Annotated in this window: 16 protein-coding genes and 1 tRNA gene; 8 read left to right on the top strand and 9 right to left on the bottom strand. The window is 56.1% G+C overall.

Annotated elements, in window-relative coordinates; genetic code table 11:
- Window positions 1-4: 4 nt before the first annotated feature.
- Complete coding sequence (locus CFT65_RS12925) at window positions 5-625, bottom strand: peptidylprolyl isomerase (RefSeq protein ID WP_088828540.1); 621 nt, start codon at window positions 623-625, stop codon at window positions 5-7.
- Window positions 626-843: 218 nt separating this feature from the next.
- On the opposite strand from CFT65_RS12925, the gene CFT65_RS12920 reads away from it, so the two are divergent.
- Window positions 844-1,593, top strand: coding sequence for a pilus assembly protein PilB (locus CFT65_RS12920; protein WP_088828539.1), 750 nt, complete (start codon window positions 844-846; stop codon window positions 1,591-1,593).
- A 33-nt stretch (window positions 1,594-1,626) separates the two neighbouring features.
- Here the strand turns inward: CFT65_RS12920 and CFT65_RS12915 are convergent, their stop codons facing one another.
- The 3 genes from CFT65_RS12915 to flgA all read right to left on the bottom strand — a co-directional run bounded on the left by CFT65_RS12915 (window position 1,627) and on the right by flgA (window position 3,308).
- Window positions 1,627-2,097: a flagella synthesis protein FlgN gene (locus tag CFT65_RS12915; protein ID WP_088828538.1), complete on the bottom strand. Its 471-nt coding sequence runs from the start codon at window positions 2,095-2,097 to the stop codon at window positions 1,627-1,629.
- A gap of 7 nt (window positions 2,098-2,104) precedes the next feature.
- Window positions 2,105-2,431, bottom strand: a complete 327-nt coding sequence (gene flgM, locus CFT65_RS12910) for a flagellar biosynthesis anti-sigma factor FlgM (protein WP_064228116.1) — start codon at window positions 2,429-2,431, stop codon at window positions 2,105-2,107.
- A 175-nt stretch (window positions 2,432-2,606) separates the two neighbouring features.
- Window positions 2,607-3,308: a flagellar basal body P-ring formation chaperone FlgA gene (gene flgA, locus CFT65_RS12905; RefSeq protein WP_088828537.1), complete on the bottom strand. Its 702-nt coding sequence runs from the start codon at window positions 3,306-3,308 to the stop codon at window positions 2,607-2,609.
- Between the two features lie 188 nt (window positions 3,309-3,496).
- Here flgA and CFT65_RS12900 point away from each other — a divergent pair, with 188 nt between their 5' ends.
- The 6 genes from CFT65_RS12900 (at window position 3,497) to CFT65_RS12875 (ending at window position 8,503) form a co-directional block, all read left to right on the top strand.
- Window positions 3,497-4,426 carry a chemotaxis protein CheV gene (locus CFT65_RS12900; RefSeq protein ID WP_088828536.1) on the top strand — a complete coding sequence of 310 codons (930 nt, stop codon included), beginning with the start codon at window positions 3,497-3,499 and terminating at the stop codon, window positions 4,424-4,426.
- Window positions 4,427-4,463: 37 nt separating this feature from the next.
- Entirely contained in the window at window positions 4,464-5,291 is an 828-nt protein-coding gene (locus CFT65_RS12895) for a CheR family methyltransferase (RefSeq protein ID WP_088828535.1), read from the top strand.
- A 3-nt stretch (window positions 5,292-5,294) separates the two neighbouring features.
- A complete protein-coding gene (locus CFT65_RS12890) occupies window positions 5,295-6,491 on the top strand; it encodes an MFS transporter (RefSeq protein WP_088828534.1) in 1,197 nt (398 codons plus the stop codon).
- Window positions 6,491-7,108: a flavin reductase family protein gene (locus tag CFT65_RS12885; RefSeq protein WP_088828533.1), complete on the top strand. Its 618-nt coding sequence runs from the start codon at window positions 6,491-6,493 to the stop codon at window positions 7,106-7,108. The genes CFT65_RS12890 and CFT65_RS12885 overlap by 1 nt, the downstream gene beginning before the upstream one ends.
- Window positions 7,109-7,127: 19 nt before the next feature.
- Window positions 7,128-8,027 carry a LysR family transcriptional regulator gene (locus CFT65_RS12880; protein WP_088828532.1) on the top strand — a complete coding sequence of 300 codons (900 nt, stop codon included), beginning with the start codon at window positions 7,128-7,130 and terminating at the stop codon, window positions 8,025-8,027.
- 110 nt (window positions 8,028-8,137) lie between these two features.
- On the top strand, window positions 8,138-8,503 hold the full coding sequence (locus tag CFT65_RS12875; protein ID WP_088828531.1) for a DUF7352 domain-containing protein: 366 nt from the start codon (window positions 8,138-8,140) through the stop codon (window positions 8,501-8,503).
- A gap of 28 nt (window positions 8,504-8,531) precedes the next feature.
- Here CFT65_RS12875 and CFT65_RS12870 read toward each other — a convergent pair whose 3' ends face one another.
- Together CFT65_RS12870 and CFT65_RS12865 are read right to left on the bottom strand one after the other, a co-directional pair.
- On the bottom strand, window positions 8,532-9,191 hold the full coding sequence (locus CFT65_RS12870) for a cupin domain-containing protein (protein WP_088828530.1): 660 nt from the start codon (window positions 9,189-9,191) through the stop codon (window positions 8,532-8,534).
- A 66-nt stretch (window positions 9,192-9,257) separates the two neighbouring features.
- On the bottom strand, window positions 9,258-9,788 hold the full coding sequence (locus CFT65_RS12865) for an isochorismatase family protein (RefSeq protein WP_088828529.1): 531 nt from the start codon (window positions 9,786-9,788) through the stop codon (window positions 9,258-9,260).
- Between the two features lie 205 nt (window positions 9,789-9,993).
- Between CFT65_RS12865 and CFT65_RS12860 the strand changes: the two genes are divergently transcribed.
- Window positions 9,994-10,084: transfer RNA gene (locus CFT65_RS12860), tRNA-Ser, on the top strand.
- A gap of 216 nt (window positions 10,085-10,300) precedes the next feature.
- Here CFT65_RS12860 and CFT65_RS12855 read toward each other — a convergent pair.
- The 3 genes from CFT65_RS12855 to CFT65_RS12845 form a co-directional block, all read right to left on the bottom strand.
- Window positions 10,301-10,681, bottom strand: a complete 381-nt coding sequence (locus tag CFT65_RS12855) for a cupin domain-containing protein (protein WP_088828528.1) — start codon at window positions 10,679-10,681, stop codon at window positions 10,301-10,303.
- Between the two features lie 73 nt (window positions 10,682-10,754).
- Window positions 10,755-11,756: a cytochrome d ubiquinol oxidase subunit II gene (cydB, locus tag CFT65_RS12850; RefSeq protein WP_088828527.1), complete on the bottom strand. Its 1,002-nt coding sequence runs from the start codon at window positions 11,754-11,756 to the stop codon at window positions 10,755-10,757.
- 2 nt (window positions 11,757-11,758) lie between these two features.
- On the bottom strand, window positions 11,759-13,192 hold the full coding sequence (locus tag CFT65_RS12845; RefSeq protein WP_088828526.1) for a cytochrome ubiquinol oxidase subunit I: 1,434 nt from the start codon (window positions 13,190-13,192) through the stop codon (window positions 11,759-11,761).
- Window positions 13,193-13,211: the final 19 nt, after the last annotated feature.

The raw sequence follows: 13,211 nt of genomic DNA, 5'->3' as shown, positions 1-13,211 counted from the left end.
GGTGTCAGCCTTCGGATTCAACCACAGTCACGGTTTCAATGGTCACAGGCTCAACCGGCACGTCGGCCATACCCTGTTTGCGGGTGGTCTGTTTGCGGGCAATCGCATCGACAACGCCCATGCCCTGGGTCACCTTGCCAAAAACCGCATAACCCGGGCCGCGAACTCCGGCGTTCAGGAACCCGTTGTCCGAAAGATTGATAAAGAACTGGGACGTTGCCGAATCCGGCGCGCTGGTCCGAGCCATGGCAATGGTTCCACGGAGGTTCGGCAGTGTTTTTGTCGCCTCATTGCGGACGGGCGCCCGAGTCGATTTGCGGGAGAGATCTTCGGTAAAGCCACCGCCCTGGATCATGAATCCGGGAATAACGCGGTGGAAAATGGTGCCGTCGAAAAAACCATCCCTGGCATATTGCAGGAAATTGGCGACCGTATCCGGGGCGACATCCGGACGTAGCTGAAGTTCAATAGCGCCCTCGCTGGTCACCATACGAACCATCGGCAGAGGTTCACTGGCGGACTGGTCATTGTTCTGGGCCAGCACCGTGGTGGTTGGCATCAGTAAGGCGAGGGCCGTAAGCAGTGCGGGAGTCACAGTTTTCAGGGGTTTTACCATGTTTGTCATTTGCAGCCGTTCTCCGTGTTACTAGCAGGAGTGTTTCCTGCGACAAATCCGCGAATTCTGTTTTCAGGTGCCAGATCTTACCAGAAGGTGACAGTAAAACGGGGACTGTGTCCACGTACATTGTGTTGTGATCGGCTAACCTTCCGGGTATCGGGAGTTATGGACCACATTGGCCGGGCCGGGTAGTACGGTTTTCACTATTCAAAAGGAGACACTGGGTGAGAATCCGTCAGGGATTTGAAGAGAAATCACGCCTTGGGCGACTGCTTATCAATCGTGGCTATGTGTCCAAAGGGCAGGTGGCAGAGGGGCTGAGACTTCAGCGTGAAACCGGGCAGCGCCTGGGTGAGGTGTTCATCCAGGCCGGCTGGATCAGCGAAAAGGAACTCTACCGGGTTCTCAAGCATCAATCCCGTTACCGTAACGCGGCGGCCCTCGTCACGATGGTGACGTTGCCCTTCCAGCCCATGGTTACCTTTGCGGCGAGCAATTCGGCTGAAGCGTCACAATCGGCGCTCGAAGCGGGCGAGCTCTATGAAAGGGGGAATCTTGCCCCGCTGAGTGAAACTGAGCTGGCGACAATTTCCGGGCAGGGAGACCCCACCCTGCTGCAGCGTATCGGCGTTGTCAGCAGTATGGCTGAGAATCCAGGGAGTAGCGGCGAGCAGGGAGGCGAAGGATCGGCGGATGTGATCGAGGGCCTGAAGCTTGCCGCCAACATCTTCGTACCGGTTCTGAATTTTCTGGATTCAGATCTGACTATTTCTGGAGTGCACTACCGTTATGGGGAGCCTCGTTACCGGGTCAGGGAGGATGGGGCTTTGATGCTGGTGTTCCCGGAGCGAATCGAGGAAATCAGGATGGACAACATCCGGGTCACCGGGAGCCAGGGTGCCTCAATGGGTAACGTGAGTATCCACGACATCCGTTTTCATCCGGACTCACAGATGACCATTTATACCCGGTGAATCTCCAGACAGGCCGGTTTGCCAGGGCCCTCATCAGGCGCTGGCAAGTACCGTGCTGCTTGATACCGTGGTTTGCTGTCCCTGGGCGCCGTAAAGCTTTTGCTGGCCGGTGGCGCCCCGGAAGATGTCGGTAAGTTTCGACAGGCGTTTCTGGAGATGGCTGATCACCCGACCGTTGGTCTGGTTCAGCGTCTGGCAAGCTCGAAGCTTCTGGTCGGCTTCCTTCCAGAGTTGGAGAAGATCAGAAAAGCCGGCGCTGCGGATAAAACGTGAAGGTTCACCGCTCTCAGGGCGGTATCCCATCTGGACCAGTGTCCGGATTTTCTGTTTAGCGCGTTCCCGAACAGCACTCAGCAGATCGTTCTTTTCTTTTGTCAGAGCTTCCAGCTGGCGCAGGTCGGAATTTGCAAGGCAGGTCTTTTCCCTTTCGAGAATATCAGCCAGTGTTTCCAGCTGACTGATATCCTGAGAAAGAAGAGTCTTCAGATCATCAATTGCGGCCATGGTTTACTCACCCAAAAATGCTTTCATCCATCTCAAGCATTTTCTGGGCCAGTTTTTCGGCGTCAATCTTGTAAGTGCCGTTCTCTAGGGCGGAGCGGATTTGTTCAATGCGGTCGTCATCCATTTCCGGATAATCGCCCAGCTTTTGTTCAAGCTGCTTTAGATTCTTGGCCTGATTGCTCAGGCTGACGTTCTCACCCCGGGCGCCCTGGGCCTGGGTTTTCGCCTGTTCGTTGGTTGCCGGCTGGGTATTCTGAGTGCCGGAGCTCTTGTCGGCCGTGGTTCTCTGGGTGTTGACCTGGCCGGGGCCAATTCCATTTAAGTCAACTGACATATCTGTACCTGCTTGCCTGTCGCGCCACGAGAATGCGGCGCTTACTCGAGTTTATGTCTTCTTAACGGCGGCGCCGCGAAAACCTTTAGTAATTTTCAGTCGTTTTTTTGTCTATTTTTACTGCCGGGTTTGCGGCAGAGGTTTGCCGCTCCGGCAAGCCTCTGCCGAGCCCGACCTACATCGGAATTTCGACGTGGCCGGGCGCAACAACGCTGGCCTTTATTGTGCGGGACGATCGCAGATTCTCTACCAGAACCTGCTCGCCAACGCTGGCGCTTGCCAGGGCTTTGCCCCGGGAACGTACTGAAAATCCGCCTGTTTTGGCGGTAATGATAACATGATCGCCCCGTTCGACCGCATTCGGGGCCGAAAGCATGTCCGGCGTAACCCGCGAGCCCGCGTTGACTGCCCGTCGCACCTCCATGCCAATGGCTTGTTGCGAGTCTGTAATAACGCCCCGCCTGGACGCGTTGATTTCAACCGACTGTTTTGTCAGTAGGCCTTCTGTTATCCGTTCTCCCCGCGTGAGCGGCCGAGCCGCCACCAGGGCCGGTCCATGGATAGAGACCGAAGCCGTGACGAACATCCGCCATGGGCGAGCTCCTTCGCAGGCTACGAGTATAGATGGGCTGGTGCTTTTCCAGGGGTCACCGCTGAATTCGACACTCAAAGGCTTTTCGCATTCGGCAAGGGCAAGGCGGTTGTCGATCGAGCCGGGTTCGAAGGAGACGGTATAGCCTTCCACGGCCTGTTCGGCCGCGAAGTTCTCGAGAAATTCCAGGGTCGCTTTCCGAATCTGTTCAGCGGTCGTCTCAGCCAGGAGCGGGCCGCTCAGGCCAGACATTAGCAGTAGTAGAGCGAAATTGGTGATGCGCATACGTATCAGTTTGTCCTATGCTGTCAACAACAGGGCAGAAAAGCCCGAATCAGGCTAATGATTCGAGAAAAGTGGCCGTTAAATTGGCTAATCCACCGCTGATATGACGGGTTTCCGTCGATCAGGCTATTATTCAGCGATCAGCAAGATATATGCCGTTGTAATTCCGGCAAGCCAGGAGAATCGAAATGGCAGGGGTTTTGGACAGTGTTAACCAGCGCACTCAGATGGTCGGAAAGAACCGTCTCGAGTTGCTCCTTTTCCGTCTCAGGGGCCGTCAGATCTACGGGATCAACGTGTTCAAGGTGAAAGAGGTTCTGCAATGTCCGAAGCTGTTCTCCCTGCCCAACAGCCAACCGGTTGTTCGAGGCGTCGCTCATAGCCGGGGTGAGACCATCCCCATTATTGATCTGAGCATGGCGATTGGTCTGCCCGGTATCCCCCAGGAAGAGCTCTCCACCAGTTTCGTCATCATCACTGAATACAATCGCAAAACGCAGGGTTTTCTGGTGAGCGGCGTCGAACGGATCATGAATATGAACTGGGAAGAAATCCTGCCTCCACCCAAAGGGGCCGGCAAGGATGTCTATCTTACCGCTGTCACAAAAATAGATGATAAGCTTATTGAAATCATTGACGTAGAGAAGATTCTTTCAGAAGTTTCTCCGCTTGGGGAGGACGTAACCGAAGCCGTTCTGAGCAAGAGCGCGGAGCGGGTGCCCGGGCATCTGCCGGTGTTGGTGGTGGATGATTCGTCCGTGGCCCGGCGCCAGATACAGCGGTGTCTCACCGCAATTGGCATGGAAGTGGTTCTGAAAAACGACGGTAAGCAGGCATTTGAATATTTACAGGAAATAACTGCGGATGGCTCCCGGGCCAAAGATCACTTCTCTTTGATCATCTCGGATGTCGAGATGCCGGAAATGGATGGCTACACCCTCGTCACCAAGGTGAAAGATGACCCGGCGCTTTCGGATATGTTTGTTATGCTGCACACCTCACTCAGTGGTGTGTTCAACCAGGCCATGGTGAAGAAGGTCGGAGCCGACGACTTTATGGCAAAGTTCAGTCCGGACGAGCTGGCAGAGCGAGTAATGGAAATCATCGACCAGGGTTGATGGAACCGCTCAAAGATTCACTCAGAACAGAGACCCAATGAAAGCGGAAATAACGCCACAGGAGTATGAAGCCTTCAAATCGTTCCTGCAGGATGCCTGTGGGATTTTACTGGGCGAAAACAAACAGTACCTGGTAAAGAGCCGGTTGCGCAGGATTCTCGAAGAGAACAACCTGAATACGCTGGGTGAACTCCTTGACCGACTCAAACGCCCCGGGCGGGGAGGTCTTAAAGAGACGGTCATCGATGCGATGACAACCAATGAAACCCTGTGGTTCCGTGACAATCACCCTTTCAGGATTCTCCAGGAGAAGCTGCTTCCCGAATTCGCAGAGCGCAACTCAACGCAGCCTTTGCGTATCTGGTCTGCGGCCTGCTCAACCGGTCAGGAGCCTTACTCGATTGCCATGATCGTTGAGGAGTTTCGTCGGGCGAGGCCCGGGAAGCTCCGGGATGTAAAGATCACCGCGACGGATATCTCCAAAAGCGTTCTTGATGTGGCTCGCAAGGGCGAGTACGAGATGCTTGCCATTGGGCGGGGGCTCTCGCCAGAGCGCCAGAAGCAGTTTTTCACGCCGTCCCAGAACGGTGGCTGGCAGATCAAACCCCAGATCAAGAGCATGGTGGAGTTCAAGGAGTTGAACCTGCTTGAGCGTTATATGCTGGGCAAGTTCGATATTGTGATGTGCCGGAACGTCCTGATCTATTTTTCGGCGGACCTGAAAAAAGACATTCTTACCCGGATGCACGCTACCCTGAACCCGGGCGGATACCTGGTTCTGGGAGCCTCGGAGTCGCTCAACGGCTTGCCCCATCTCTACGAGATGGTGCAGTGCCATCCCGGAATCATCTACAGGAAAAAGTAACCCATGCCCCTCAATGTCTGGGTCCTGGTTGCCGCTCAGGCGCTGGCCATGTGCACAGCGCCTTTTATTGTTTTTATCGGCAGCATCCAGGGCCGAATGCTCGCTCCGGCGCCTGAATACGCAACGCTTCCCGTGGGTCTGGTGGTGGTCGGTACTGTGCTGGCGATAAAGCCAGCAACCTGGTTGATGGAACGCATCGGACGCAAGCGTGTAATGCTGCTCGGCGCGATCATGGGTATTGTGGCGGGTCTGTTGGGTGCGTTGGCATCCTGGTCCGGTCTGTTCTCATTGTTGTGTCTGGCGGCAGTCGTCGGTGGGACCGGCCTTGCCGTTGTTCACCAGTACCGATTTGCTGCGATGGAATCCGTGGCACCGGGTATGGCCGGCTCGGCCGCCGCTCGTGTACTGCTGGGTGGTCTGGTGGCTGCCTGGCTCGGGCCGGAAGTTGCGGGCTTGGGCAGCGGCGCCGATGAGCAGTATCCGTTTCTGATCAGCTGGGTTGCGCTGGCGGTTGTGCAGGGCGCCGCGCTGTTGATTCTTGGTGCTGGCTACCGGGCAGGCGCTGAGCGGGTTCAGGAATCACGTCCGGGCGGAGGACGTCCCCTGCGGGAAATTCTCGTGAACCCATTGGTTTGGACCGCAATCAGTGCTGCCGCCATTGGCTATGCGGTGATGAGCTTCATTATGACGGCGACGCCGCTGAGTATGACCGGGGTGGCTGGGCATGACCTGGACGATGCCAAGCGCGTGATCCAGCTCCACATCATGGCCATGTATCTACCTTCGCTAATCAGCGGCTGGCTGACTCGTGTTGTTGGCATACCTTTAATGATGGCGGCAGGGTTACTGGCGTATCTGGGCTGTATTGCGCTGGCGGCCAGTGGCGTGAGTTTCCACCACTATCTTTCCGCCTTGTTGTTGCTCGGTGTCGGCTGGAATTTCCTCTTCGTTGGCGGCACAACGCTGTTGCCCCGGGGCTACCGGGATGCGGAACGTTTCCGTGTGCAAGGCCTGAACGACATCATGGTCTTCGGTTCCCAGGCGACCGCGGCACTGTCAGCCGGCGCCATTTTGAGCTGGCTGGGCTGGGGCGGCCTGGTCATGGTTGCCGTACCCTTCCTGATACTTCACGGGTTGTTGATGACGTTGTGGCTGTTGCGGGAACGAACGCCCGAAGCTGCAGTTAACGGGAGAGAGTAATGCTCATAGATTTCGACGGAATGGATCCGAAGGACGCCTACCACATCCTGACTCAGACGGTGATTCCGAGGCCGGTCGCCTGGGTGTTGAGTGAAAACCCCGAAGGGGACTTCAATCTGGCGCCATTCTCGTTTTTTACGCCCATCACCAGCAATCCCCCTTTGCTGATGATTTCCGTTGGTAAAAAGCCGGCGGAGGGCGTTTCGAAGGACACCCGGGTTAACATTGAAGCGAGAAAGCATTTCGTCGTTCATATCGCTCATCGGGATCTCGCCGCGGCGGTCACTGAATCTTCACGAACCTTGCCCCATGGCGAATCTGAACTGAAAAATCTTGATCTGGAACTTGTGGATTTCGAAGGTTCGAATCTGCCTCGGCTCAAGGACTGTCATGTCGCTTTTGCCTGTGAACTCTACGATATCAAGGAAATTGGTGCTGGGCCCCAATCACTGGTATTCGGGAAAGTCACCCGGGTCTGGGTATCGGATGAGGCGGCCCGCTACGATGACAAGAATCGCCTGACCTTCAATGGCGCCGCAATTGATCCGATTGGCCGTCTGGGTGGAAGCGAATACGTCACCTTCGGTGAGGTTCTCAAGGTTCCACGGCCATCCTGAGCCGGGGTAGGGTAAAGCAATGGAACAGCTGAATCTTCGCCACCTGTACTATTTCTGGGTGATCAGCCGGGAGGGCTCAATCGCTCGGGCCAGCGAGGTGCTGGAGCTGGCGCCGCAGACCCTTAGTGGCCAATTAGCCACGTTTGAAGCCTCTGTGGGTGGTCGTCTTTTTTCGCGGGAAAGGCGCAAGCTGATCCTTACGGACCTTGGGCGGCTGATCCTTGGCTACGCTGATGATATTTTCGCCCTGACTGGCGAGCTTGCTGAAACCCTGCGGCTTGATCCGTCCGAGCGCCCTCTGACGCTGCGGGCCGGCGTATCTGCATCCATTCACAAATTGATTGCCTACTACCTGCTGCAGCCCGCCATGGCTGGCGAGCGCTCAGTTCAGCTCGAATGCCAGACGGGCCGCACCGAAGATCTGGTGCTGAGCCTGAAACGCAAAGAGCTGGACCTGGTGCTGACAGACCGCATGCCGAAGCTGCAAGAGGATGGCAACCTGACGGTACACCCGCTGGCCGGTTCCAGCATGAGCCTGTTTGCTGCACCGGAGCTGGCGAGAAAACTTAAGAAGGGTTTTCCGGAATCCCTTAATGGTCAGCCACTATTGGCCAATGCCACCGATGCGCCGTATTTCGAGCGACTGATGAACTGGTTTTCCCTGAACGGGGTTCGCATGAAGCTCGTTGCCCGGGTGGACGACAGCGCTCTCATTAAAGTGTTCGGTAGCCAGGGCTATGGCGTTTTTGCTGCGCCGACATCAATCCGCGAGGAGGTCTGTCGTCAGTATGAGGTTGAACAGATAGCCTCAATCGACGAGGTGATGGATGAACTGTTTGCCATCACCCGGGGCCGAAAAACCGCCCATGAGGGCGTTCGTGTCATTGTTGAAGCTCATGCAGTCAACGAGCAAGTCTGAAAGCATCGAATTTATCGATGGTAAAAGATGACAAAAGCTTATTTTATCGAACTCTGTTCCTGTCCATTATGGCGTTGTGAAAGGCAGCAACCCAAAGAGGAGCAGCAGCTATGAAAACCATCCACAAATTCCGTCTGGAACCGGGCAAAGAGCCGACCACGCTCACGCTCAAAGAGGGTTACAGGGTGGTGCGCAGCGAATACATCGTGCCCCACAAAGCTGTTTACCTTTGGGTAGAGCAGCCCCTGAGCGTCACCACACCGACCCTTGAGCGCCAGTTTCGAGTCACTTTCTCGGGAGAACCCGTGCCCGACAGCTTCGAGCATCTCGATACTGCGCTGGATCCATTTGGCCCTGAGGCGTACCACGTGTTTGCGGTCCCCGCGGACGAAGAAGCACTCTTCAGCCCGGTATCAGAAGGCGCAAGCAATGACGCGTTCAGCAGGCAGAACTGGCAACCCACAGCGATCTCTTAGCCACTTCAGGGCCCTTCGGGGCCCTTTTTTATTTCGCCTCGATCGGTAGATGACCGGTTTTTACCCAGATGATTGTTTCCTGATCCACGAATGGATGATGCTGACTCAAATGCGGGCTGCGAATCCAGGTGCCGGCGGGGTAGCGGCCATGCTCGTCGCAGAATTCTCCGGACAGCACGAAAATTTCCTCACCTCCGAAGTGCCGATGAGGCTGAAAAACTTCGTTGGCCGGCCATTTCACCAGGGCCACATGTTCGTGCTCGAACTCATGCAATGGCATCACCTCAAGACCGCCAATACCTGGTAGCCAAGCCGTATGCTTTGTGTCGATGCATACCGTTGCCTTATCACGCTCATCGAACTGATGGAGCTTGACCAACAAGGTGCAGCCCTCCTTGCTGTACGGAGCGTGCCCGCTGCCTGGCGGATTACGCAAGTAGGTGCCGGCCGGGTAGTCGCCGGTCTCGTCGGAAAATACCCCGTCCAGAACCAGGATCTCCTCGCCCAGGGGATGCTCATGTCGATTGAAGGACGCGCCAGGCTCGTACCGGACCACACTGGTAGCATGACCACGCTCCGCTTCCTCACGGGCAAGGGGCTTCCTCAGAACCCCGCCGGCAGGGCTGGTAACCCACTCCTGCTCTTCGGTGCGGATGATGACCTTCTTGGAAAAGTCCATGTTGAGCATTGCGAACCTCAAAACCAGCTGTGATTGGAGTGTCTAATTACGCGGGCACCAGCCCAGCGGATGCCTCTATTTAATCAGGGCCTGGATGTTCCGGAACTGCGGATGCTTGCAGTGGCGCATCCACTCGAACGCCACCATCTCAAGCGTTACGATCCGGGCGCCGCTTTCGCTCAAGCGATCCAGCGCTACATCGCGATCAAATTCGTTACGGGACCCGGTGGCATCCGCCACCACCCAGACCTTGTAGCCGGCATCAACCAGGCTCAGTGCCGTCTGCATCATACAGACATGGGTCTCGCATCCCCCTATCACAATGTGCTGTCGGCCCTCGGGCAACTGGTCAACGAGGCCATCCGGGCAGGCATCAAAATGATGCTTGGCGAGAGTCTGGTTACACAGCTCTCGAACCGCCTCCACGTTGTGCCCAAGCTTGTCCGGCAACTGTTCGGTACCCAGCACAGGAACCTCCATAAGCCCGGCAATGGTGGCGAGAACGATGCAACTGTCTATCACGTCTTCGCCGTGGCTTATGGCCGGCATCAGCTTTTCCTGAACATCGATGAGCAGCAAAGTCGATTGTTCGGCTTTCATCAGCATTGTTATTTTCTCCCCGCAAAACCGATCATTATACTCAGCCTTGTACTAACGATAGCCCTGAATCTGCCCAACCGTTAAAGAGAAAACCGGTATCGCCCGAATTTTTTTGACGATTTTCCCCGGGGGAGTTGCCAAGCGGCCGTAAAACCATTAAAGTTTGCGCCCTCAAATGAGCGACGACGTTGCTGATTTGAAACAGTTTATTGGAGAGGTGGCCGAGTGGCTGAAGGCGCACGCCTGGAAAGTGTGTAAACGTTAATAGCGTTTCGAGGGTTCGAATCCCTCCCTCTCCGCCAATACGAAACCCCAGCATTGCTGGGGTTTTTTATTGGCCGATTGGAAGGGTAGAAAGAACCCTCGCGGGTTCGACCGAAGCCTGCGAAGCAGGCTGAGGAACGTCGGAGCAAAGCGACGACGGCCCCGAAGGGGTGAGGGCCGAAGGCCCGAATAATCCCTCCCTCTCCGCCAATACGAAACCCCAGCATTGCTGGGGTTTTGTATTGGACGGTCAGCTACGACTCCTCTGCATCCGCCTCCCCTTTGGTTTCATGCTCAGTTCCTGGCGCATGTTCAGGAGGGCAGTAGGTCGTATAGAGCTTGAGCATTTCACTGCCTGTGTTGCGGAAATTGTGGTAAACCCCGGACGGCACGATGCTGACATCACCAGTTTTCACATCCACCTTCGTTTCTCCGATGTTTGCTTCGCCGTTGCCCTCAACAAAGTAAAGTAGTTGGTCATGCCCCTCGTGAACTTCTCCACCGATTTCTCCTCCCGACGGGATTGCCATCAGTACGAGTTGAGTCTTTTCTCCTGTCCAAAGTACCTGCCGGAATTCTTCGTTTTCCTTTGCCATTTCCAAGATAGGAAGAGTGGTTTGTTTAGTTTCTTTCATGATTTTGGCTCCCGATTGAGATTGATGATTCGATGTTTTGACGAATCGCAGTAAATTTAATCTTTAGGCCTCATCAGTGGTAACCCTCGCCGGCGCGGACCTTGCCCCGGAAGACCCAGTAGGTCCACGCAGTGTAGGCCAGCACGATCGGGATCACGAACAGCAGCCCCAACAGCAGGAACAGCTGGGATTCATAGGCGGAGGCGGCCTCCCAGAGCGTGTATTCCGGCGGCACCACATACGGCCAACGGCTGACCACCAGGCCGAAGTAGGTGGTGATGAACAGCCCCATGGTGGCCACGAACGGCATGCCGTCCCGGCGATCACGAACCGAACGATAGATCTGGATAGCGCACAGCAATGTCAGAACCGGCAGAACCCAGATAATGCTCAGGTTGGAGAACCAGCGCTCACGAACCATGTCATCCACAAAGGGCGTCCAGACGCCAATGATGCCGAAGACCACAAGAACAGCGAGAAGTAGCGGCAGGGTGATCTTGTAGGCCCACTGCTGCAGATAACCCTCGGTTTTCATGATCAGCCAGGTGGAACCCAGCAGGGCGTAGCCGGCCAGCATGCCCAGGCCCGTCAGCACCGTGAACGGCGTGAGCCAGTCCAACGCGCCGCCGACGTAGACTCCGTTGGCGGTTTCAAATCCCTGGATGTACGCACCAACTACGGCACCCTGGGCGAAGGAGGCGACGGTAGAACCGCCGGCAAAGGCCCAATTCCAAAGATACCGGGAAGTCCGGGCCTTGAACCGGAACTCGAACGCCACGCCCCGGAAAATCAGCCCGGCCAGCAGCAGGAACACACCAATATAGAGTGCGGGCAGGAAGATGGAATACACCATCGGGAAGGCCGCCAGAAGGCCGGCGCCACCGAGCACCAGCCAGGTTTCGTTACCGTCCCACACCGGGGCCACCGAGTTCATCATGGTGTCCCGGCTTTCCTCGTTCGGGGCGAAGGGGAAAAGAATCCCCACGCCCAGGTCGAATCCGTCCATCAGCACATACATGATGATGCCGAAGCCGATAATGAAGGCCCAGATAAGGGGCAGATCGAAAAGTTCCATAGTCAGTGCGCTCCCTGTCCCGTGGTGTTACCTGGAATTTCGTTCTCTTCTGGTTCGAGAGGTACATGAGCGGCAGAGAAGGGTCGCTTGGGACGTTCCGCTTCGTGCTCATCTTCGTCGTGACGATCCTCAAGACCGACGTAGAGTACTCGCATCAGATAGTACACGCCGGCGGAGAACACCAGAGCGTACACCACGACATAGCCGATGAGTGTGAACAGAGCCATACCGCCGGTCAGGGACGGGGTCAGGGCCTCTGCCTGAGTCATCTGGCCGTAGACCAGCCAGGGCGCCCGGCCCACCTCGGTTACAAACCAGCCGGTCAGCACCGCGAAGAAGGGGGCAATGCTCATAAAACGCATGCCCTGCAGGAACCAGTTGGTGCGCCAGTACCGACCGCCGGCACGCAGGACCAGGCCGGCGACTGCAAAGGCAATCATCAGAAAGCCAATGCCGACCATGATCCGGAAGGACCAGAACACGATCGCCACGGGTGGCTGTTCTTCCACAGGAACGGCGCTCACGCCCGGCACCTCACCATCCCATTCGTGGGTCAGGATGAAACTGGCCAGGCTGGGAATACCAATTTCGAAAAGGTTTCGCTGGTTTTCCTGGTCGGGAATGGCAAACAGCAACAACGGCACATTGCGGGACGTTTCCCAGTTACCCTCCATTGCGGCCACTTTGGTGGGCTGATGTTCCAGAGTGTTCAGGCCGTGGAAATCACCCAGTACTGCCTGGGCGGGGGCAATGAACAGCAGCAGCCACAGGCACATGGACAAGGCTTTCTTGTTCGCCTCAACCTCCCGTCCGCGAAGCAAGTACCAGGCGCTCACACCGGCCACCACGAAGCCGCCAGTCAGGAAAGATGCCAGACCCATGTGGGCAAAACGATAGGGGAATGAAGGGTTAAACAGAGCCTCGCTCCAGGAAGTCACATAGAACACCCCATCACGGAGCTCGGTGCCAGCCGGAGTCTGCATCCAACTATTGGCCGAGAGAATCCAGAACGACGAAATGAAGGTGCCGGTTGCAACCATGATAGCGGCAAACAGGTGAACACCTGCAGGCACCTTGTCGCGACCGAACAGGAGCACGCCGAGGAATGCCGCTTCAAGGAAGAAAGCCGTCACCACCTCATAACTCAGAACAGGGCCAAGGAAGTTGGCAGAGGCCTGGGCGAAGTTACTCCAGTTGGTTCCGAACTGGAACGACATCACGATGCCAGACACCACCCCCATGCCGAACACCACCGCGAATACTTTGGTCCAGAAGGCAGAGAGCTTCACCCACACCGGATTCTCGGTTTTGAAGGCCAGGCCTTCGAGTACCGCGATGTAGGAAGCAAGGCCGATGGTGAACACTGGAAAAATAGCGTGAAACGATACGACAAACGCGAACTGGATTCTTGAAAGAATCAGGGGATCTAATTCCATTGCGGGTACTCCAGTAGAC

The sequence above is a fragment of the Marinobacter sp. es.048 genome (assembly GCF_900188435.1).
Lineage (GTDB): Bacteria > Pseudomonadota > Gammaproteobacteria > Pseudomonadales > Oleiphilaceae > Marinobacter.
The sequence above is the reverse complement of the archived record's forward strand: the minus strand, read 5'-3'. Positions and strand labels throughout refer to the sequence as shown.